The 19,577-nt window shown below is 69.0% G+C and carries 20 protein-coding genes; 7 read left to right on the top strand and 13 right to left on the bottom strand.

The genetic code is table 11. The annotated features are described in order from the left end of the window. The 6 genes from ACFRKB_RS06375 to ACFRKB_RS06350 all read right to left on the bottom strand — a co-directional run. Positions 1-2,642, bottom strand: a 2,642-nt coding sequence (locus ACFRKB_RS06375; protein WP_383103769.1) for a golvesin C-terminal-like domain-containing protein, incomplete at its 3' end; no start/stop codon positions are given. Between the two features lie 830 nt (positions 2,643-3,472). After that, on the bottom strand, positions 3,473-3,883 hold the full coding sequence (locus tag ACFRKB_RS06370) for a DUF6069 family protein (protein ID WP_383103767.1): 411 nt from the start codon (positions 3,881-3,883) through the stop codon (positions 3,473-3,475). Next, entirely contained in the window at positions 3,880-4,491 is a 612-nt protein-coding gene (locus tag ACFRKB_RS06365) for a TetR/AcrR family transcriptional regulator (RefSeq protein WP_383103766.1), read from the bottom strand. The genes ACFRKB_RS06370 and ACFRKB_RS06365 overlap by 4 nt, the downstream gene beginning before the upstream one ends. 90 nt (positions 4,492-4,581) lie before the next feature. Next, positions 4,582-5,193 carry a hypothetical protein gene (locus tag ACFRKB_RS06360; protein ID WP_383103764.1) on the bottom strand — a complete coding sequence of 204 codons (612 nt, stop codon included), beginning with the start codon at positions 5,191-5,193 and terminating at the stop codon, positions 4,582-4,584. Beyond that, positions 5,190-5,654, bottom strand: coding sequence for a hypothetical protein (locus tag ACFRKB_RS06355; protein WP_383103763.1), 465 nt, complete (start codon positions 5,652-5,654; stop codon positions 5,190-5,192). The genes ACFRKB_RS06360 and ACFRKB_RS06355 overlap by 4 nt, the downstream gene beginning before the upstream one ends. 127 nt (positions 5,655-5,781) lie before the next feature. After that, the gene (locus tag ACFRKB_RS06350) at positions 5,782-7,329 is read right to left on the bottom strand and encodes an MFS transporter (RefSeq protein WP_383103761.1); all 1,548 of its coding nucleotides are present in this window, start codon (positions 7,327-7,329) and stop codon (positions 5,782-5,784) included. A 103-nt stretch (positions 7,330-7,432) separates the two neighbouring features. On the opposite strand from ACFRKB_RS06350, the gene ACFRKB_RS06345 reads away from it, so the two are divergent. The 3 genes from ACFRKB_RS06345 (at position 7,433) to ACFRKB_RS06335 (ending at position 11,114) form a co-directional block, all read left to right on the top strand. After that, the gene (locus tag ACFRKB_RS06345; protein WP_383103759.1) at positions 7,433-8,431 is read left to right on the top strand and encodes a helix-turn-helix transcriptional regulator; all 999 of its coding nucleotides are present in this window, start codon (positions 7,433-7,435) and stop codon (positions 8,429-8,431) included. 40 nt (positions 8,432-8,471) lie between these two features. Next, on the top strand, positions 8,472-9,578 hold the full coding sequence (locus ACFRKB_RS06340) for a glycoside hydrolase family 43 protein (RefSeq protein ID WP_383103758.1): 1,107 nt from the start codon (positions 8,472-8,474) through the stop codon (positions 9,576-9,578). A gap of 105 nt (positions 9,579-9,683) precedes the next feature. Continuing rightward, positions 9,684-11,114, top strand: a complete 1,431-nt coding sequence (locus ACFRKB_RS06335) for a hypothetical protein (RefSeq protein WP_383103757.1) — start codon at positions 9,684-9,686, stop codon at positions 11,112-11,114. On the opposite strand, the gene ACFRKB_RS06330 is transcribed toward ACFRKB_RS06335, so the two are convergent. The 3 genes from ACFRKB_RS06330 to ACFRKB_RS06320 all read right to left on the bottom strand — a co-directional run bounded on the left by ACFRKB_RS06330 (position 11,092) and on the right by ACFRKB_RS06320 (position 12,826). Beyond that, positions 11,092-11,688, bottom strand: coding sequence for an NmrA family NAD(P)-binding protein (locus ACFRKB_RS06330; protein WP_383103755.1), 597 nt, complete (start codon positions 11,686-11,688; stop codon positions 11,092-11,094). The genes ACFRKB_RS06335 and ACFRKB_RS06330 overlap by 23 nt on opposite strands. An 84-nt stretch (positions 11,689-11,772) precedes the next feature. Continuing rightward, a complete protein-coding gene (locus ACFRKB_RS06325; RefSeq protein ID WP_383103753.1) occupies positions 11,773-12,159 on the bottom strand; it encodes a nuclear transport factor 2 family protein in 387 nt (128 codons plus the stop codon). A 94-nt stretch (positions 12,160-12,253) separates the two neighbouring features. Then, on the bottom strand, positions 12,254-12,826 hold the full coding sequence (locus tag ACFRKB_RS06320) for an NADPH-dependent FMN reductase (RefSeq protein WP_383103751.1): 573 nt from the start codon (positions 12,824-12,826) through the stop codon (positions 12,254-12,256). A gap of 78 nt (positions 12,827-12,904) precedes the next feature. Here ACFRKB_RS06320 and ACFRKB_RS06315 point away from each other — a divergent pair, with 78 nt between their 5' ends. From ACFRKB_RS06315 to ACFRKB_RS06300, 4 genes are all read left to right on the top strand, one after another. Further along, entirely contained in the window at positions 12,905-13,432 is a 528-nt protein-coding gene (locus tag ACFRKB_RS06315) for a MarR family winged helix-turn-helix transcriptional regulator (protein WP_383103750.1), read from the top strand. 223 nt (positions 13,433-13,655) lie between these two features. Beyond that, a complete protein-coding gene (locus ACFRKB_RS06310; protein ID WP_365975029.1) occupies positions 13,656-13,943 on the top strand; it encodes a LysR family transcriptional regulator in 288 nt (95 codons plus the stop codon). Between the two features lie 69 nt (positions 13,944-14,012). Further along, on the top strand, positions 14,013-14,513 hold the full coding sequence (locus ACFRKB_RS06305) for a cobalamin B12-binding domain-containing protein (RefSeq protein ID WP_383103748.1): 501 nt from the start codon (positions 14,013-14,015) through the stop codon (positions 14,511-14,513). Next, positions 14,510-15,835 carry a methylaspartate mutase gene (locus tag ACFRKB_RS06300; protein WP_383103746.1) on the top strand — a complete coding sequence of 442 codons (1,326 nt, stop codon included), beginning with the start codon at positions 14,510-14,512 and terminating at the stop codon, positions 15,833-15,835. The genes ACFRKB_RS06305 and ACFRKB_RS06300 overlap by 4 nt, the downstream gene beginning before the upstream one ends. Before the next feature lie 46 nt (positions 15,836-15,881). Here ACFRKB_RS06300 and ACFRKB_RS06295 read toward each other — a convergent pair whose 3' ends face one another. The 4 genes from ACFRKB_RS06295 to ACFRKB_RS06280 all read right to left on the bottom strand — a co-directional run bounded on the left by ACFRKB_RS06295 (position 15,882) and on the right by ACFRKB_RS06280 (position 19,572). After that, a complete protein-coding gene (locus ACFRKB_RS06295; protein ID WP_383103744.1) occupies positions 15,882-16,439 on the bottom strand; it encodes a flavin reductase family protein in 558 nt (185 codons plus the stop codon). Positions 16,440-16,481: 42 nt separating this feature from the next. Beyond that, positions 16,482-17,552 carry a MupA/Atu3671 family FMN-dependent luciferase-like monooxygenase gene (locus ACFRKB_RS06290; RefSeq protein WP_383103742.1) on the bottom strand — a complete coding sequence of 357 codons (1,071 nt, stop codon included), beginning with the start codon at positions 17,550-17,552 and terminating at the stop codon, positions 16,482-16,484. Between the two features lie 61 nt (positions 17,553-17,613). Further along, positions 17,614-18,405 (bottom strand): ABC transporter permease, encoded by a 792-nt coding sequence (locus tag ACFRKB_RS06285; RefSeq protein ID WP_383103740.1) that lies wholly within the window; start codon positions 18,403-18,405, stop codon positions 17,614-17,616. A gap of 15 nt (positions 18,406-18,420) precedes the next feature. Then, positions 18,421-19,572, bottom strand: coding sequence for a methyltransferase (locus tag ACFRKB_RS06280; protein ID WP_383103738.1), 1,152 nt, complete (start codon positions 19,570-19,572; stop codon positions 18,421-18,423). Positions 19,573-19,577 lie beyond the last annotated feature (5 nt).

Here is a 19,577-nt window from a genome sequence, read left to right as displayed (position 1 = left end):
ACGGACACGTCGTACCTCCCGCTCACCGGTACGTCCAGCCGCCAGCGCACGACCGAACTCCCGGTACCCGCGGCATGGGTCCGGTAGTTCGGGCCGTAATACCCGGAGGTACCCGTCGCGTTGTTCCATGTGCCTGACACCACTTCGTAGTGCGAGGCGTCGTCGTTGTCAGCGACAAGACCGTGGTACGTGGTGCGTACGGCGTCGGCGACGACGTATCCGTCGGCCGCGTCGGAGAGTTCGACGGTGGCCGGCCGGCCGGCGGTGAACGGATAACTGCCCAGTGAGACCCACTGGCCGCCACGTTCACGTTGGTCGACGCGCACCGTGGTGGAGCCCTGGGCGTGGTTGACGACGTACGGCGCGTCGGAGGCGCGATTGGTGTGTGCCGTGTACCAGACGGACACGTCGTACCTCCCGCTCACCGGTACGTCCAGCCGCCAGCGCACGACCGAACTCCCGGTACCCGCGGCATGGGTCCGGTAGTTCGGGCCGTAGTACCCGGAGGTGCCGGTCGCGTTGTTCCACTCCCCGGAGACCGTTTCGTAGGCGGCCGAGTCGTTGTCCGCGACGGCGCCCCGGTAGGCGAGGCGGACGGCGTCGGCGGCGACGAGCCCGTCAGCCGCGTCCGAGAGTTCGACCGTACCCCCGCCGCCGGCGGTGAACGCGAAATCACCGAGTCGTACCCAGCGTCCCCCGCCGGACCGCTGGTCCACCTCGACCGTCTCCTGGCCTTCGGCGTGGCGGATCACATAGGAGGCGTTGGACGCCCGGCCCGTGCCGGGCGGGTACCAGGCGGAGACCTCGTACACGCCGCTCATCGGAACGTCCGGCCGGAACCGTACTTTGGCGGTGCCGGTCCCCGCGGCATGCGTGCGGTGGCTCTGCCCGTACTCCCCGGGGGCCTTCTCCACCCTGGCCCAGTTGCCCGATACCAATTCGAAACCGGCGACGGAGTCATTGTCCGCGACCGCCTTCGCGGTGTCCGCGGGATGCCCGCCCGAGGTCAGGAACAACTGGTCGGCGGTGATGACGCTGCCGCCGCCGCGCCCCTGGCCGGCCAGGGTGAACCGGATCGAGTGCCGCCCGGCTGTCAGCTGAGCTGTTCCCAGCCGGTAGAGCTGATAGCCCTCACCCACCGTCATTGTCGGGTCGACGAGCCCCTGACCGAGTGCTGTGCCGTCGACGCTCGTGCGTATCTGTCCGTGTTCGGCTCCGCGATGCAGCCGGACGGCCACCTCGTAGGTGCCCGCCGCCGCGACGTCGAACGGGACGTCGACGTATCGGCCCACCGCAGGAGCCGGGTAGCGCAGCGTCCTGCCGCCCCGCGCGTTGGCGTCGGACACGATCGGCGCCGCCGCACCCGTGTCAGTGCGGGCTTCCGCGGTGGCCAGTTCGTACGCCTGCTGGGAGAGCCCGGGACCGGTGGTGAGGCCGTCCCGCCCCTGGGTCAGCCATTCGAGGTCGAACCGGGCGATCGAGATCCGCTCGGGAAAGCCGGCGTCGTCGCCGTCCCGGCCGTAGACCAACAGGATCGTGCCGTCCGACAACCGGGCGAGGTCGGAGTAATAGGACATGCCCGGGTTGATCACCCGGCTGTAGCGGTAGCTCGCCCCTCCGTCGTACGAGACCGAGACGGTCATGTTCTCCCGGGCCGACGCGTCCGGACCGCTGAACAGCACCCGGTCGACCGGGCCGCGACTGTACTGGAGCGCGCTCGCGTCCACCGAGACGAACTGTCCGGTCGAGCCGTCGATCGCGGGCGCGGACCAGCTCGTGCCTCGGTCCGTACTGGTCGCGGTGATGCGGTAGCGGGTGCCACCCGAGCCCCACCGGCCGTTGAGGACCACCGACCCGTCGCCGCGTTCATAGACACGGCTCTCATTGACCGGGTACGCGACGGACAGCGGTACCTCGGCGCTGCGCCGCCAGGAACCGGGATCGCCGTGGGCGTCGCTGTACAGCATCTCGATGCCGTAATTGCGGTCCGGGTCGGGGGCGCGGTGCTGGACGGGCATCAGCAGCCGGCCGTTGCGGAGCTGTATCCCGTGGCCGGGGACCGGGCTGTTGAGCGTCCAGCCGTGCGGGTTCGACGCGAACAACGGGGTCAAGTCCTCGGGGGCCGACCAACTGGCCCCGGCGTCGTCGCTCCGCTTGACGAAGACGGCTCCGCCGGATCCCTTGTAGAACAGGCAGACCCGGCCGGTCTCCTCATCGACGACCGGCGTCGGGTTGCCCCAGCTCTGGCCGGTCTGCCTCGGAACCACGGGCAGGCCGGCCGACCAGTTACGCCCTCCATCCACGCTGCGGCGAACCAGGAGATCCTTCTCTCCGCCGTCGCCCACGGTGAACCGGCCCTCGGTGAACGTGAGCACCACGTCGTCGGGCAGTGCCTGTCCGTTCCCCGCGGGCGGCACGATTCCCGCGGGAACGACCGCCAGACCCTGCACATGGAAGCTGGCGTACGCGTCGTCGTCGGTCGAATCCCATAGCTCGGACTCGGCGAACGAGCCGGTATCGGCGACCGCGTCGGCGGAGGCCGCGTCCACGCCCCACCCCACCCGCCCTGCCGCTCCGCTCTCCGCCGCCGTCGCCACCGGGGCCGCCAGGGCCGCCAGGGCCGCCGATACGAACAAACTCATCCCCATGATGCGAAGCATCGTTCTCCGGAACCGGCGCTTCATTCCTTGCCCCCTCGCGAAATGACGCCCACCGCCGACGCACTCCCGCCGCCGTGAGCGTCCCCACCCCACCCGACCGGAAGGCGTCGAGCCACTTCTGATTATGTCGAGCGTCGGAGAGCGCGACGACGGTGTCCCTGGGCGGGATGTCAGAGGCGGCGCGGAACCCGCGCGTAAAGGCCGTGTGACCGTTGAACCCCCAGCGCGACGCGATGCGGTGGATGGGAACAGCTCGTTGTGCCGGATCGGTGCGGCCCCGGAGAGCGAGGCCCCCGACGACCCATCAGGAAAAGTGTCCAATGACCGTCACGAGCGTCCGGCACCTTGCGTACCAGTGAATCGACACGGAACTCCCCACCAGCCGTGCGGACTTCGGTGCGGCACGAGATGGCCATGACAGATCCGGTCTGGCACTGGGCCGGAGCGGGGTTGCCTCCGTAGACCTCATCATCGGTCACCCGGCCGGCCGTGTGCCCGGCCTCGCAGAACCACTCGATCATCGCTGCGGCCAGCTGCGTCTTGGTCGCAGAGCGCGTGGTGTCGGGCTCCAGCCCGGCCGCCCGACCTCGCCTACGGCTCCGACGTCGCCAGCATCGGCCTGACCATCCCGGGGGTGGCCATCGCAGCGATCTGGCATGAAGGTCCGCTCCTGCTGGGCCGCGGCCCGACCCGGCAGGTACCGCTCTTCATCTCGATCGTGGTGGGCACTCTGACGGTCGTCCCCCGCCGCGCGACGCTCTGGCGGAGCTGCCCCCATCTGGGGCTGTTCGCGGCGCACTTGGTGCCGGCGGTCACCCCCTATCGGCACCGGCTCCCGCCCCGGGGGACCGGCCGCCCAGCCCCGGGATCAGCACCGCCGCCACCGCCAGGTGCATCAGAGCGAGGGAGACCCGGGTGCCGCCGTCCATGCCGTCGCCGATGAACGGCAGGAAGGACACGGCCAGTACGGCGCCGGCCACCCCGGTCCAGATGGCGCGGGCGCGCTGCGCCGTGAACCGCTCCAGGGCGGCCAGCAGTCCCCAGCCGGCGAGCGACGCGAGCAGTGCGACGACCGCCACGGGCACAGCGCCGATGTCGAGCGTCTGCTCGCCGTCAGCGATCCGCAGCCGGTGCCCCAGCAGTAGGTCCGCGACCAGCCACACCAGGACGGGGGCCAGGACGGCCAGGGCCGTAACCTCCAGGCGCCTTCTCCGCGCGCTCACTTGACGCCCCCCGAGAGCGCCCCCTGCAGGAAGACCTCCACCAGCTCCTGCGGAGTCAGGTCGGGTTCGTCGTCCGTACGCGGCTGGGTGAAGAGCAGCCCGAAGAACAGGGCCGCGATCTGCTCCGGCGGCCGGCGCAGGGCGGCCTTGTCAGGCTCCAGTAGCTCCGCGAGGGCCGCGTGGATACGGGTCGTCGACTCGTTGCGGCCCGCGCCGCGCACCATGCCGGGGTGCTTGCCGCCGCGATGCCCCAGCGAGCCGGCGATCGCGCCCATCCTGGACATGTGCGCCTGCAGCGCCTCGGCCGCCTCCGCGAGCCGGTCGGGCAACGGCTGGGATACGTCGATCGCGTCGAGCTCGCGGACCGCGTGCTCCGGGGAGAGCGCCTCGGCCATGCAGGCCTGCAGCAGCTCGTCCTTGTCGGCGAAGACCCGGAAGATTGTGCCCTCGCCGATGCCCGCGGCGCGGGCGATCTTCGCGGTCGTCACCGCGGCGCCGTACTCGGCGATCAGCGGTATCGCGGTCTGGATGATCATTTCGCGGCGCTGCTCCGGCGACATGCCGGGGGCGCGACGGCGGGTGGTCTGGTTCTCCTGAGGTGCTGTCATGACCGCAAGAGTACGGAGTGAGTCCTCACTCCGTCAATGAGTGAGGACTCACTCCGTACACCGAAATCCCGGGAATCGCTGAACGGCCCCCTACCAGTCGGTCAGGTCCACGACGAGATCGCAGTGTGGATCGTCCAGTGAGGGCCGGAAGCGTTCCTCCTCCTCGATGAGAGAAGGGATCGAGGCGGTCAGCGCGGTGGCGTGGTCGGTGAGGCAGATGTCGACGCCGATGAGACGGGAGTGGCCCGGACGCTCCACGTACACGCGCATCAGGCCGTCGTCCCTCATCAGAAAGCCGATCAGGAAGGGGTTCTCGTCATCAGGTCCGCCCCCGAGCCCGAGGAGGGCCCTCAGCGCCCGGCCCTCCTCCGGCTCTGGCGCGGGGGTGATCTCCTCCGGGCGAAGGCGGAGGAGTGTCATTCCGAGCACCTCACCGACGTCGCCACTGCTGTAGAACTGCGTTTCGGAAAGGACGGCGCGCAGGACGCCGGGAATGTGTGCGGGAGCCACGGTGTCGTGAGGGATCTCGTAGAGGAACGTCTCGCTCCCCTCGCCCTCGCCCGCGCGGATGGCAATGCGTACGGCACCAGGGGCAGGGAGGACGCCGCGCAGGCGACAGCCTTCGGCGATGGGGGCGTTGAGGTAGTACAGCAGGTGCCGGCTGATGCCTGCCTGCTGCTCCCGGTCTTCGGAGTCGGTCACTGATTCATCCAGGCAGGGCACTTGTTGTGCGGCTGGTTACGGCAAAAGGCATTGACGACGCCGATCTTCTGCCCTCGGCCGGCATCGTACTCGCCGTCCTTCGTCTTACGGGAATACTGAACGATGACGGTGAAGCGCACCTGTGCGGGCCTGCCACCGGTCCTTACGGCAACGCCGTCGTACTCCAGACGCCCATGATGGTCGTCGCGGTCGACCTTGCCCTTGAGAGCTCCGTTGAGGATCTTGCACTTGCGGATGTTGTGCCGGTGGGTGAAATGGTTCCATCCGAGATGGGCGTTCCCCATCCGGGTGACGATGTGGCGTCCATCGGGGTCGGTGGACTCGCAGTGAACCGTCTTGTTCCACGCCGGACCGGATACGGCCTGAGCCGACGGCGCGGCCCCGGACAGCAGCGTCGCGGTGGTCAGTGCGGCAGCGGACATCGCGATGATCTTCTTCATGGGGCGAGACTGGCATACACACAGCGAGGCACTTAAGTCCCTTTTAGGACACATCACCCAGATGCCATCCTTGGCGTAGGAGAACAAGAACAGTCACATTTTTTGTTGAAACAGACAGTTCAGGACACTAGTCGGTCCGGCTCCTCGCCCTGCGCGACATGACGACTGCGACCGTCTCCTGGGCCAAAGGCTCCGTGCCGGCGTCACCCGCGCTGAGGAGGGTTCTCGGAATCCGGCGCAGGGCGAATACACCGAGTGCGCCGTGGAGGATGCCTGCGATGACGGCAGCGGCGTGCAGACCCGTGACGAAGGCGGTCTTCGCGTCGCCGATCACGGCGGGGGCGAGGCCGGGGATCTGGAGTGTTTCGTTGAGGGTGTCGGCGAGGTCAGGTCCCTGGAGCCGGAAGATCAGGGCAGCCAGTGAGCCGAGGAGTGCGATGCCGAGGGCGTTGCCGATCTCGTTGCTGGTCTCGGCGATCGCCGCGGCGGACCCGGCACGTTCTGCGGGAACCGCGGCGACGGCGGTGTCGGCGACAACGCTGAAGGAGATGCCGTAGCCGATGCCGGCGATGACGGTGGACGCCATGTACCAACCGACCCCGCCGGAGACGTTGGTGGGCAACAGCAGGAGCAGACCCGCGGCGATGAAGAAGTGGCAGGTGATGAGCGCGGCGCGGGTGCCGATACGTGCGACCAGTGCCGGTGTGACGACGCAGGTGACGGTGAGCACAGCGGCGCCGGGCAGCGCGACCAGAGCCGCGTCCAGGACGGGCAGCCCCAGCACGGACTGGAGGTAGATGCCGCCGAGGTAGGCCACCGCCGACCATGCCGCCAGGGGCAGAAGCCCGGTGATGGCCGCGATCGTGAACACCCGGTCGCGGAAGAGCCGGAAGTCGATCAGCGGGAACTCAAGGCGGAGTTGGCGCCGGGTGAACCAGCCCAGGGCGACGATGCCGACGATCCCCGTGCCCACCGCGGTCGCGGTCGGCCCCTCCACGGCAGCATGCTTGATCGCGTAGACGGTCAGCAGGATGCCCGCGGCGGAGAGCGGAACGCTCAGGACATCGATGCGGCCGCTTCGGGTGGCGCGCACCTCACGGAGCAGGATCGGGGCAAGAACCAGGAACAGCAGGACGACAGGGAGATTGATCAGGAAGACCGATCCCCACCAGAACCTGCTCAGCAGTTGTCCGCCGATGACCGGGCCGATGGCGAACCCGCCGGCGAACGTGGCTGCGAAGATCCCGATCGCCTGTGCGCGCCGACGTGGGTCGGTGAACAGTTCGCTGAGTACCGCCAGCGCCGACGGCAGCAGCGTGGCACCGGCCACGCCCATCAGCGCCCGGAAGACGATGAGCAGTTCCGGCCCAGCTGCGAACGCCGCTCCCGCCGAGCCGACGCCGAACGCCGCCGCGCCCGTCATCAGCAACTTCAGCCGACCGTACCGGTCGCCGATGGTGCCGAACGCGATGAGCAAGGACCCGACGGCGAATCCGTAGACGTCCAGGATCCACAACGCCTGATCGGCAGTCGGAGACAGTTCCTCGGCGACCATGGGCATGGCCAGGAACAGGACCGAACCGTCCATCGCGACCAGCAGTACAGGCCCGAGTACCACCAGGAGACCGAGCCACTCCCGCAGACCGGGTGAGTGAGAAACACGCAGATCATTCATGCTGCTGACGGTGCGGCGCCGGCCGCTCGGCAACCAGACCCGCGTCATGGGTACACCTCCCAGGGACACCCGGACACGGCCCTTCGCGCCTACGCTCGCAGTCATGGAGCTGGAGAGCCTCGGGGCATATCTCAAGAGCCGCCGCGGCCGGGTCACGCCCGCCGACGTCGGACTGCACATCTACGGCACCGCCCGCCGCGTATCGGGCCTGCGTCGTGAGGAGCTCGCGCAGCTCGCCGGCGTGAGCGCCGGCTACTACACACGGCTGGAACAAGGTCAGGCCGGTACAGCCTCCCAACAGGTCCTCGACGCGCTCGCCCACGCGCTCCGGCTCGATCCGGCCGAGGCAGCCCACCTGCACAACCTCGCCCGTCAGCCCGCCACATCACGCCTGGTCCGTCCCCGCCATGAACGACCGCACCCGCGCGTACTGGCGCTCCTGGCGTCCCTGGGTGGGACCACGCCGGCCGTCGTGCTCGGTCGCCGCGGCGACGTGCTGGCCTGGAACCGCACGGGACATGCCCTCGTCGCAGAACACGTCGACTTCGACGCCCCCCACGATCTCGCGCGAAGGCCGTCCATCCCCCGGATGTTCTTCCTGGACTCCCACACCCGCGACCTGCACCGGAACTGGGATGAACTCGCTCGCATCCATGTCGCGTACCTGCGGCTCACCGCGGGCAGGTACCCCACCGACGCCCGGTTGGCTGAACTGATCGGTGAACTCGCCATGCAGAGCGGAGACTTCGCCACGCTCTGGGCCAAGGGCGACGTCGCGGATTGCACCGTGGGCACCATGCGCCTGCGACACCCGACCGTCGGAGGGGTCGACGTCGACTATCAGGTGTGGCTCCAGCCCGACAGCCCGGACCACCGGCTTGAGGTCTATACACCCAACGACAGCGCCTCGGCCGACGCGCTGCGACTGTTGTACAACCACGCTCCCCAACAGCCGGAACCTGAGGTCGCCCTCTCCGGGGCCCCTCTTCCGCCCGCACGCGACAGCCGGCTGCACTGCCGCAGAACCGCTCACTGTACGGCTGTCGACGGAGCAGGTCGCACCGCTCGCCCTCTTGACGGGCGCTCACCTCATGGTGATTAGCTGAAAGCACCATCTGTCGTGGTCATGATCAGGAGTCCTGATGTGCCCCACCCGTTGGCTCGCCCGCATCGTTCCCCTCGGACTCGTTGGCGCACTGATCCTCGGACAAGCCGCGATGGCCGCCGAACCCGCCGAAGGCGTGGCCGCTGTGACGGCTGATCAACCGTCCGCGCTCGGCCGCCCCCTCGTCGGCGGCGCCGATCCGAGCGTCATCAAGGTCGGCGACCTCTATGTCTCCGCCAAGTCCGTGGACGGCGGCATCGCGGTACGGACGGCGTCCACCCTGGAGGGCGTCGCCACCGCGCCCAAGCACCAGGTGTGGCAGGACACCGGCAACCTCGGCGAGGTCTGGGCCCCGGAGATCGTGCACCACGACGGTCAGTACCGCATCTACTTCGCCGCCGGCGGCGGTGCGGCCCACCGGATGTATCACATCAGCTCGGCCAGCCCGGACACCGGCTATTCCGCCGCCACCAAGGTCGCCCTGCCCGCTGACAAGTGGGCCATCGACGGGGTGCCCTTCACCTTCGGCGGCCAGCGCTGGTTCGTGTGGTCCGGCTGGTCCGGCGACACCAACGTCGAGCAGAACCTGTACATCGCCCGGATGAGCGGACCCACCACGACCACGGGTGGCCGTTACGTCATTTCGCAGCCGCGCGAGCCGTGGGAACGGGTCGTGGGCAACCCCTACATCAACGAGGCACCCCAGCCGATTGTCGACCCCAACGGGCAGTTGCACATCGCGTACTCCGCGAACGGCAGCTGGAGCAGCCAGTACTGCATCGCCGACCTGCGGCTGCGGACCGGCGGCGATCCGACGTACGTCTGGGACTGGTACAAGAGCAACGGCTGCCTGTTCGGCTCGCACGCCCCGACCATGATGGCGGGCTGGGACGCCACACTGAACGTCGACGGTCCCGGCCACCACACGTTCGTCCTGCCGCGCGGCGACGTCGCCGCGGGTCCGCCGTCCGGCAACCGGTTCCCGACCATGTTCCACGCGGTCGCCAAGGGCACACCGTATTCATGGGCCAACCGCTACTGGTACACCGGCACGGCCGTCTGGTGGGGCGACACCACGTACCGCCGGGCCAACGTCCCCGGCTCCCCCACAGACACCGGGTACAGCCTCAAGTTCTTCGAATGAGAAACAGTCCCGGACTTGTGCCGACCGTCTCCGCGAACCGTCGGTGCGCTGCCACACCGCGACACCTCTTGTCTTCCGATGCCCCTCGCGAGGAGGAGTCCGCCCATGTTCGACCTGCCCGCGCTTTCGCGTCGTCGCTTCCTCGGAGCAACAGGCGCGATCGGACTCACCGGTGTATTCGGAGCCGGGACGACGGGCACCGCCCTGGCGGCGGACGGCAACAGCGTCGTACCCATCAACTGGCCGAACCTGGGCTCCTACTCAGGGGCGGACGCCGCCGGAACCCGAGTGACAGCCATCCTCGCCGGGAGTGCCCGTTACCTGATCGGACCCTGGTACGCCGCCCACTACACCCACTACCTTCCCGACGGCTACATCGACCTCAAGGGAACCGACGAGCGGGCTGTCCGGCTGCCCGCCATGGCCGCGGTCGCCGCCACCACGGCCTTGGTCACGGACACGTACGACCCCCGGACGCTGTCGGCCGCGAACGCCACCATCCGCACCCACAATCTGATCCGCACCCTCGCCGCCCGGCACCGGGCCAACAACACGAACCCCGCGAACCGTTGGGGCGGCGGATGGCAGACCGCGCTGTGGGCGTACTACACGGCCCTGGCAGGCTGGCTCTTCTGGGACCGGCTGGACGCCACCACGCGTGATCATCTCGTCGCCATGCTGGTATGGGAAGCGGACCGGCTCACCACCGGCGACAGCGTCCATCTCATCGGCACCAGCGGTGATCAGCTGTATATGACCCGCCGCGACGGCACCGTCGTCACCCCCGGGGACAGCAAGGCGGAAGAGGACAACTGGAGCGCCGCCGCACTCTCCCTGGCCGTCTCGATGATGCCGGGCCACCCCAACACCGCCCGCTGGACGCGTCGCAACATCGAGCTTCTGCTGGCCGCGGCGGCGAGACCGGCCGACCTCACCAGCAGCGCGAGCATCAACGGCATCCGGTTGTCTTCCTGGCTGCGGGGGACGAACATCGCCGACGACGGAACACTCCAGAACCACGCACGGCTGCACCCGCTGTACATGGTGGCCTTCGACCAGAGCCTCTACCAGGGTTTCGTCTTCGGCCTGGCGGACCGGGCCGCGCCGCGGGCCGCGCTGCACAACATCAACCGGACGTACGCCGCGCTGGTGGACCTACCCTTCCCGCTGCCCGGCGGAGGCACCAGCCCGATCTACCGCGTGAACTCGGCGGAGATCCACTACCCCGAGGGCAACGACTGGGGTACGCACTTTCCCTTCTACTTCGGCAACTTCGACCTTCTGGTCTCACTCACCGGGCAGGACCGAGGCATCTGCCCGTCCGCCGCCGAGTGGGAGCGACTGCACAACGACGCACAGCTCTCTCTGATGTCCCGCTTCACCGATGGCCGAACCTACGGCGCCGACGGGGAAAACACCTACTACGGGCGGGAGCACCGCATCGGCGCCATGGCGGGGCAGACGTATCTGACGCTGTTCCTGGCGCGCAATTCGACCGGCAACCGACTGCGATTCACGAACGGCGGGGGGTACTGAGTTCGGCGGTGAGCCGTTCGATGGCGTTCTCGGCCGAGGGGACAGGTCCGAACAGTTGCGCCTGCCGTGTGGTGTCGGCGCCGTAGCGGCCGCTGTCGAACCAGCGGAACATCGCTGCCATGTCCTTGACCATCGGCATGAAGGAGCCGACGACGGCGCCCGCGGCGCGGGTGATCGCGGACGGGACACCGCGTACCTTGATCGTCTTTCCGGCCTGGGTACCCATCAGGTCCGCCACCTCGCGCACGCCGGCGCGGTGGGCGGCCTCGGCAAGGTTGGCGTTACCCGTGGTGTCGATGTCGCGGGCCTTCTTGTCACCGCGGGTGTAGCCGGCGGCGGTGGTGACGACGGCGTCGGCTCCGGTCATGGCGGCGATGAGCGAGTCAACGTCGAGCATGTCGCCGCGGGCGATCTCGACGCCCTTCTGCTGGAGCTTGCTCGCGTCGCTCGCGGGACGGACCAGTGCACGGACGTTCTTGCCACGTCGGAGCAGTTCGTCGACGACCTGGCCGCCGAGCGCGCCGGTCGCGCCGACGACGAGAACCGGATGTGTTGTGGGGTGTGGGGCACTCATGGATTGCTCACTTCTCAACGGGTCGCTTCTCAACGGGTCGCTGGTGCTGGGTTTCGCGCGGCCGTGCCGACGGGCCGGCCGCCATCAGGAGGCGCTGCGGGGGTCACCGGCCCGCAGGAGCTTGCCGAGGTCAAAGGTGACGCGGACGCCGGTGATACGACCGTCTTCGATGTGCAGCCAGCTGGCCACGGGGAACGGCTCCGACCCACCACGGGGGTACAGGTCGAACCAGGTCATCACGTCCGCGCCGTCGACCCACCGCTTGCGGAAGACGAGTGTGTCGGTGAGGGCGAAGATCCGGCCCAGGGATTCCTGGTACTGCTCGGCGCCGTCGATCAGGCCCAACGGCCCGTGGACACGGACGTCGGGAGCGAGCACGTCGGCCAGGGCGGCCGGCCGGTCGGCCTGCCACGCGTCGAAGTAGGCGTCGGCGGCCGTTGTCGGATCGCCGCTGTTCGGGGTGGCGTTCATGGAGTGCCCGTCTGTGATCTGAGGGGAAGAAACGGTCGGTTACTGCCGCAGTCGCACCGTGCCGCCCGGGAGTTGGCCGATCTTCGGAAACACATCAGGCCGCGACTTTTTCGGCCCGCAGTGGCGCCAGCGCCTCACTCCACGCGATGACCTGGTCGAGCATGGTGCCGATCACCGGGATGTTGTAGTCGCCCGGCTTGAAGGTCCGGTAGTTCTCGAATTCGGTGGCGAAGGGGAGGACGACCTGCGCGCGCACGTCGGCCATCATCAGCTCGCCGGCCATCACCCGCAGGTGTTCCACCGCACGGACTCCGCCGTGGGGGCCGTAGGAGATGAAGCCGATGGCCTTGTGGTTCCACTCGGCGAACAGGTAGTCGATCGCGTTCTTCAGCACCCCGCTGGTGCTGTGGTTGTACTCGGGCGTCACGACGACGAACCCGTCGAACGACGCGATCTTCTCGGCCCAGCGCCGGGTGTGTTCATGCTGGTACTGCCCGAACGACGGCGGCATCGCCTCATCGAGGTGGGGCAGCGGGAAGTCCCGCAGGTCCACCAGCTCGAACGCGGCGTCCTCACGCTTCGAGGCCAGCTCCAGCGCCCAGTGCGCCACCGGCTCACCGTTCCGGTTCGGACGGGTGCTGCCCAGGATGATGCCGATACGCGTCATGATCACTCCTCCATGCCAATGGTTCGTGGAGTAGATAGTACACACAGTGCACCGTCTTGGCGCTGTACGATAGATCTCATGTCTGCCTCTCCGTCCACGGACTCCGAAAGCAGCGCAGCCACCGACGGCCCCGCCCCAGCCGGTGAGGCGCGCCTCAGCGCGGCAGCCGAGGCCGACGCCATGGCCCTGGTCCAGCTCTCCCACCTGGTCCGGGACACCTTCACGCGCGTCGCCGAGCGTCACGACCTGACGCCGGTTCAAGCACGCATGCTCTGCGTCCTGGCCGAGAAGCCGTACGGCATGGCCGAACTCGCCCGCCTCTTCGGCGTGGGAAAGGCGAACCTGACAGGGCTCGTCGACCGGGCGGCCCAACGCGAACTCGTCGAGCGATCGCTCGTCCCCGGCGACCGCCGCGCCGTCCAGGTAGTCCTCACCGAAGACGGACGCCGCTCGGCCCTCGCCTTCCACCACAGCGTGACCGAGGAACTCAGCCGGCTCCTCGCGCCTTTGGCACCACAGGCCCGGGCCGACCTCCGAACGAGCGCCGCCGCCATCGCCGAGGCGGCCGGCCCGCCCGGCACCCGGCCTCCCCACCGGGCCTGCTGACGTCTCAGGGGCCGGCGGTTCACGTTTCGCCCGCCGGGCGTCTCCTTTCGCGCGGGCCGGCACAAGCCCGTCGCGCGGGGCGGGCCCGGGATCAAAAGTCCGCCACTCGGGGACAGGTCCCGTTTTGCGCTTTCTGACAGCTTCCTGCAGAAGCCGTGACTGCCGAGAGAACCGCCCGCTAGGGTTGCGCGACGCAATAGTCCGTCAATTGTGAGGGGCCATTATGCATGAGCGTGAACTGCGCGCCTTTGTGGCGATTGCCGAGATAGGCCGCATGGATCTCGCAGCCAAGAAACTGGGCTACTCGCAGCCGGCAATCAGCTATCAGATCGTCTGCCTTGAGCGGTCTCTTGGCATCAAACTGTTCACCCGAAGTTCGGGCGGCACCACTCTCACGCGCGAAGGTCACACGATCCTTCCGTCGGCACGCGCGACATTGATGCTGATCGACAACATCAAAAGAGAATGCGTGGAACTCGGCAGAACACCCTTGGCGGCCATGTCGCCATAAGCACCGCCCGGCTCCGCATGACCACCTCGATCCCGGGGCGACTTCACCAATCTACGGAAAAGGGGAACCGTGGCACAGCAGGAGATCGAAGTCGTCGCGGGGAGCGCGCGGTCCGCGATGCGGTCCCGTGGCACAGTCGTGGTGTCGGGGCTGGCGAGTGACGCGCACACCTGGAACCTGGTCTACCTCCAGCTCGTCATCGAGGAACTCGGCTACCACGTGGTCAACCTCGGGCCCTGCGTACCGGATGACCTGCTGGTCGACGAATGCCGCAGGATCGACCCCGTGCTGGTGGCCCTCGGGAGTGTCAACGGGCACGGCCGCACCGACGGCCTGCGGGTGGTCGCCCGGCTGCGTGACTGCGCGGAACTGGCCGCCACGCCGATGGTGATCGGCGGCAAGCTCACGGTGTCCGACGAGGATCCGGGCCATCACGCGCGGGAGTTGCTGGGCGCCGGTTTCGACGCCGTCTTCCCCGACCAGGTGTCGGGCACGGCCGAGTTCGCGGCGTTCGTCGCCTCGCTCCCGGCCCCCCGGCGGGACGCCTTGTGCGTGGGGAGAACCGAGTGACCGCCCTGGTGCCGAGCCGCCCGTGTCACACACAGCCGGGGTTCGGCGCGTTCGTCCGTACCCGGGCGGACGCCGGTGCTCTCGTGGTGCAGCCGCGAATGGGTTTCAGCGATCCGACGCGGATGCGAGCGGGTCTGGCCGCCACCAAGGCGGCGCGGGCGCACACCAGCGGCACACTGACCCTGGACAGCTACACCAGGGTGGGCGACCTGGCATCGGCCGAGTACGCCCTGCGCGAGAAGCTGCCGCTCAACGGATATCCGATCACCAGCCACCCCGACTCGACGACGCGGGCGGTGCTGGCCGGCGTCCAGGACACCGGCTTCCCCGTGCAGGTGCGGCACGGTTCCTCGCTCCCCCTGCACATCTTCCGCAAGCTGATCACGCTGGGCCTGGACGCGACCGAGGGCGGTCCGGTGTCCTACTGCCTTCCCTACGGGCGCACTCCGCTGGCCGAGTCCGTCGCGGCCTGGCGGCAGTGCACCGAACTGTTCTCACACCTGCGTGACCTGGGCGCGGAACCACACCTGGAGACCTTCGGCGGCTGCATGATGGGACAGCTCTGCCCGCCGAGCCAGTTGGTGGCGCTGAGCGTGCTGGAGGCGCTGTTCTTCCGCGCGTACGGGTGCCGCAGTATCTCGGTGAGCTACGCCCAGCAGACCCACGCCGGACAGGACACCGAGGCGGTGTTCGCACTGCGCCGGCTGTGCGGGGCGCTGCTGCCCGATGTGGACTGGCACACGGTCGTCTACACGTACATGGGGGCGTACCCGGTCACCGAGGCCGGCGCGTACCGGCTGCTCGGCCACGCCACCGAACTCGCCGTGCGGACAGGCGCGGAACGCCTCATCGTCAAGACCGTCGCGGAGTCCCGGCGGATCCCCACCGTCGCGGAGAACGTGGCGGCCCTGGAGTACGCGGCGCGGACGGCCGAGGCGTGCCCGACGACGACCGCGCGCGACCCGGGTACGGATTCGCAGACGTACGCGGAAGCGCTGGCGCTGATCGACGGCGTGCTGAACCTGCACTCCGATCCGGCTCGCGCTCTGCTGCTGGCGTTCGAACGCGGCTACCTCGACATCCCGTACTGCGTGCATCCTGACAACCGGGGCCGTACCCGCAGCCGGCTGGACGAGGAAGGCCGGCTGTGCTGGGCGGAGACCGGAGCACTGCCACTGGCGCATCTGGTGCGGACGGGGCGGCGCCACGAGGTGACCGCCGCGGGTCTGCTGGCGGATCTCTCCTATGTACGGCGGAAGTTCGACCGTGAGGCGCTCGCGGAACGCGCCCAAGCCGCGGTCGCGGGCTCCCAGGCGCGGTGACGGCCCCGGTGCCCGGGTGACGGTCATGACGATGTGAACGTGCCCGTCAGGCCGGCCGTTCGGCGGTGGCTCCGTCGAGGCCGGCACGCTGTCCGGCCGCATCGCCCCCGGCGGCTCCGGGCCAGGCGGCGAACTGCCGCCGGCCGTAGAGCAGCGGCACACCGGGGCCGCAGTCGGCGCCGAGGACGACACCGAAGACCACGACGTGATCGCCGACGAGCTTGGTGTCCGTCACCCGGCACGCGGCGAAGCCGATGGTGTCTCCGTCGAGCCGTGGGATGCCGGTGCCGGGGGCCGGCCGCCAGGGCAGCCGCTCGAAGTGGTTCAGCGTGGCGTCGGCGAACTGACGGGCGACCGAACTTCCGTGGGAACCCAGCAGGTTGACCCCGAAGGAGCCGTGGGCGCGCAGGGCGCTGAGCGTTCCGCTGGTCACCGAGAGGCAGACGGACAGGATCGGTGGGGCCAGGCTGACGCTCGACAGCGAGGAGCATGTCATTCCGCGCGGGCGTCCCGCCTCGTCGACCGTGGTGACCACGGACACGCCGGTCGGGAAGGAACCCATGAACGCGCGATACGCCTCGTTGCCCACCGGATCCGGCTCCACATCCGTTCCCTTCCTCGCCGCGTCTTGATGTCCGCGTCCCGGTTATCGCGCCGGTTCGCGTTCCCGCCACGCCTGCCCGAGCTGGTCGAGATGGACCAGGCCGGCCAGTACCTCGTCGGTTTCCACACCGAAGTCGATCAGGCAGGCGATCTCGTCCACACCGATGTCGTACAGGGCCTCGCACATCCGCAGACCGTCCTGGACCGTGCCGAACAGGCCGCTGGTCTCGAAGTAGCGGTCAAACGCCTGGCCGACCATGAAGTCGATGTCGGCCGGGCTCATCTCCTTGAGATCCAGTGCGACCGCGTTCGCGCCCGCGGCCTTGGCGGCGTGGATGACCAGGTCGAAGGAGCTGGCCAGATACTTGCTGAACGGCTCGCGGACCGTCTCCTTGACCTTCTGCCTGTCCGGGCCGATGAAGGTGTGCAGCATGAGTGCGACGTGTCCGTCGCCCTCGGTCTCGTCGTGGTGGTCGCGGAAGGACTGCCGGTACTCGGCGATCCGCTTCTCCAGTACGTCGACGCCCTGGCCCAGCAGATGAGTCAGCACGCCCGCGCCCATCTCGCCCGCGTCCCGGAAGGTCTGCGGGTTGCCCGCGCTGGTCAGCCAGACCGGCAGTTCCGACTGCACGGGGGGCGGGAAGACCGTCACGTCGACGGTCTCGCCCGCGCCGTCGACGAACGACGCGGGTTCCTGCCGCCACAGGCCGCGGATCGACTTCACGGTGTCGATCAGCCCGGACCTGCGGGTGGGGTAGCCCTCCGGGCGCAGCACGAAGTCGGCGGCGTGCCAGCCGGACGCGAACGCGATGCCCACCCTGCCCTTGGAGAGGTTGTCCACGATGGACCACTCCTCGGCGATGCGCACCGGGTGGTGCAGCGGGGCCACCACGCTGCCGGCCCTCACCGCGACTCTCTCGGTGACCGCTGCCACCGCGGCACCGGTCACCGCCGGGTTCGGGTACAGGCCGCCGAACGCGTGGAAGTGGCGTTCAGGAGTCCACACCGAGGCGAAACCGTGGGTGTCGGCGAATCTGGCTCCCTCCATCAGCAGCCGGTATCTGTCGCCGGCATCCTCCTTGTCGTTCGCGAAGTAGAAGAGACCGAAGTCCATGGCGCCTCCTGACACACAGAGCTGAGTAAGTGAGAACGAGCGGGTTCGCACGGCGGCTGGTTCAGCGTGCGGCTCCCGCGCGGCCGTAGGCCCGCGTCGCCGCCGGGGCGGCCAGAGCGATCAGCGCCAGGCAGAACGCGAGCGCGAACGGGGCGGGGTGGCCGGAGAAGCCCGCGGCCGAGGCCGTGTCCGACGTGCTCAGCAGGTCGCGCACCGTGCTGGTCACCGCTGTCACCGGGTTCCAGGCGACCACGTCGCGCAGCCAGCCGGGCAGGCCGTCCGGAGGCACGAAGGCATTGGACAGGAACGTCACCGGCAGGAGGCACACCGGTACCACGGAGATGACCGCCTCGGCGTTGCGGAAGGTCAGGCCGAGGAGGATTCCCAGACACGAACAGCCCATGCCCAGCAGCATCTCCAGGCCCATCCCCGCGAGCACCGCGGGCAGCCGGGCGCCCACCGTCCAGCCGGCGATCCCGGCCGCCGACGCCACGCCGGCCATCGCCACCACCACGAGGACCGAGTCCACCGCGACCCGTCCGCACAGCACGGCCAAGCGGCTGACCGGCAGCGAGCGGAGCCGGTCGAACATGCCGTCCTGCAGGTCGCCGACCACGCCCAGCGCGGAGAGCGCGGTCATCGAGACGGCCATCGAGGTGACCACTCCCGCCGACACGTACGCGCCGTACTCCCCGCCGCCCGGGACCCGCATACCGCCGCCGAACAGGATCCCCAGACCGAGGACCATCGCGACCGGCATCACGGTGAAACCGATCAACTTCTCCGGCAGTCGCAGCAGATGCCGCAGGTCGCGGCCGGCGATCGCCCAGGTGTCGCTGACGAACTCGGTCATGTCGACGGATGCCGATCAGGCGTGGCCGGCGAGGAGGATCCGGTGCATCGGCGTGTCCAGAAGCGCGAGCCGGCGCAGCCCCGTCTCGGCCAGCCACCCGTCGTACTCGTCCACCAGGAAGGCGTCGCCGCCCCCGGTGGCCAGCATCGACACGGCGAACAGCATCGCGAACCGGTCCTGGACCGACTTGGCGTCCTGCTCGCCGGTGACCAGGTGGTCGGCGATGCAGATCATGCCGTTCTCCGAGAGGGCCTGCTTGGACTTGTGCAGCAGTTCCCGCGCCGACTCCGGGGTCTGGAGATGGAAGATGTTGACGAAGAGCAGCAGGTCGTGGCCGGAACCCCAGCTCTCGGTCCAGAAGTCGCGCACCTGGACCTGGAACCGGTCGGCGACACCGAGCCGCCCGGCCTGCTCCTCGGCGATCGGGGCGATGTGCGGGGCTTCCAGGCCCGTGGCGCGCCACTGCCCGAACTGGCGCAGCAGAAGCTGGCTGTAGAGCCCGGTACCGCAGCCGATGTCCAGCACGGAGGCGGGCCGGTCGGTGGGCCAGTCCAGCGTCTCGAACCCGCCGCGCAGCGCTTCGACGACGGGTGGCGCCCAGAAGTTGATGCCGCGCACGAGCGAGGCGTAGTTGTGCTCGTCGATCTGGTTGAGCTGGAGCTCGCCGACCTCGTCGCGGTTGTCGTGGCGCACCGCGTCCGCGAGGTTCCGCCAGGAGCGCCAGGCCAGTTGACGGTCGTATTCGATCTTGCCGACGAGGCTGAACAGCCCGTCGGGCAGGAGGCATTCGCGCATCTCCTCCGGCATCCGGTAGACCGCGGGGCCGTCGTCGGCCGAGCCGCGCTCGACGATGTCGTACGCGTACAGGCCGTCCATCAGCACGCGCATGGCCCGCCGGTTGGCCTGGCACGCCTCGGCGAGCTGGTCACTGGTCATGGGGCCCGTGCTCAGCTTCGCGAACACGCCGAGGTCGTGCGCGGCCTCGATGGCGCCCGGTGCCCACAGCGAGATCAGGTGCTCGTAGATCCGGTGGGCGGAGTGCACGACCTTGCCGCCACCCCGCCAGTCGGACAGCAACGCGGTGTCCACGAGCGGACGGATGTTGTGTTCCGGTGCGGGCGCGTCGTCCGCTTCGAGACCGGCGGACGTATTGACGCCAGGCGTCATCGCAG

It is taken from the genome of Streptomyces scopuliridis (assembly GCF_042790125.1).
GTDB classification, from domain to species: domain Bacteria; phylum Actinomycetota; class Actinomycetes; order Streptomycetales; family Streptomycetaceae; genus Streptomyces; species Streptomyces scopuliridis_A.
The sequence above is the reverse complement of the archived record's forward strand: the minus strand, read 5'-3'. Positions and strand labels throughout refer to the sequence as shown.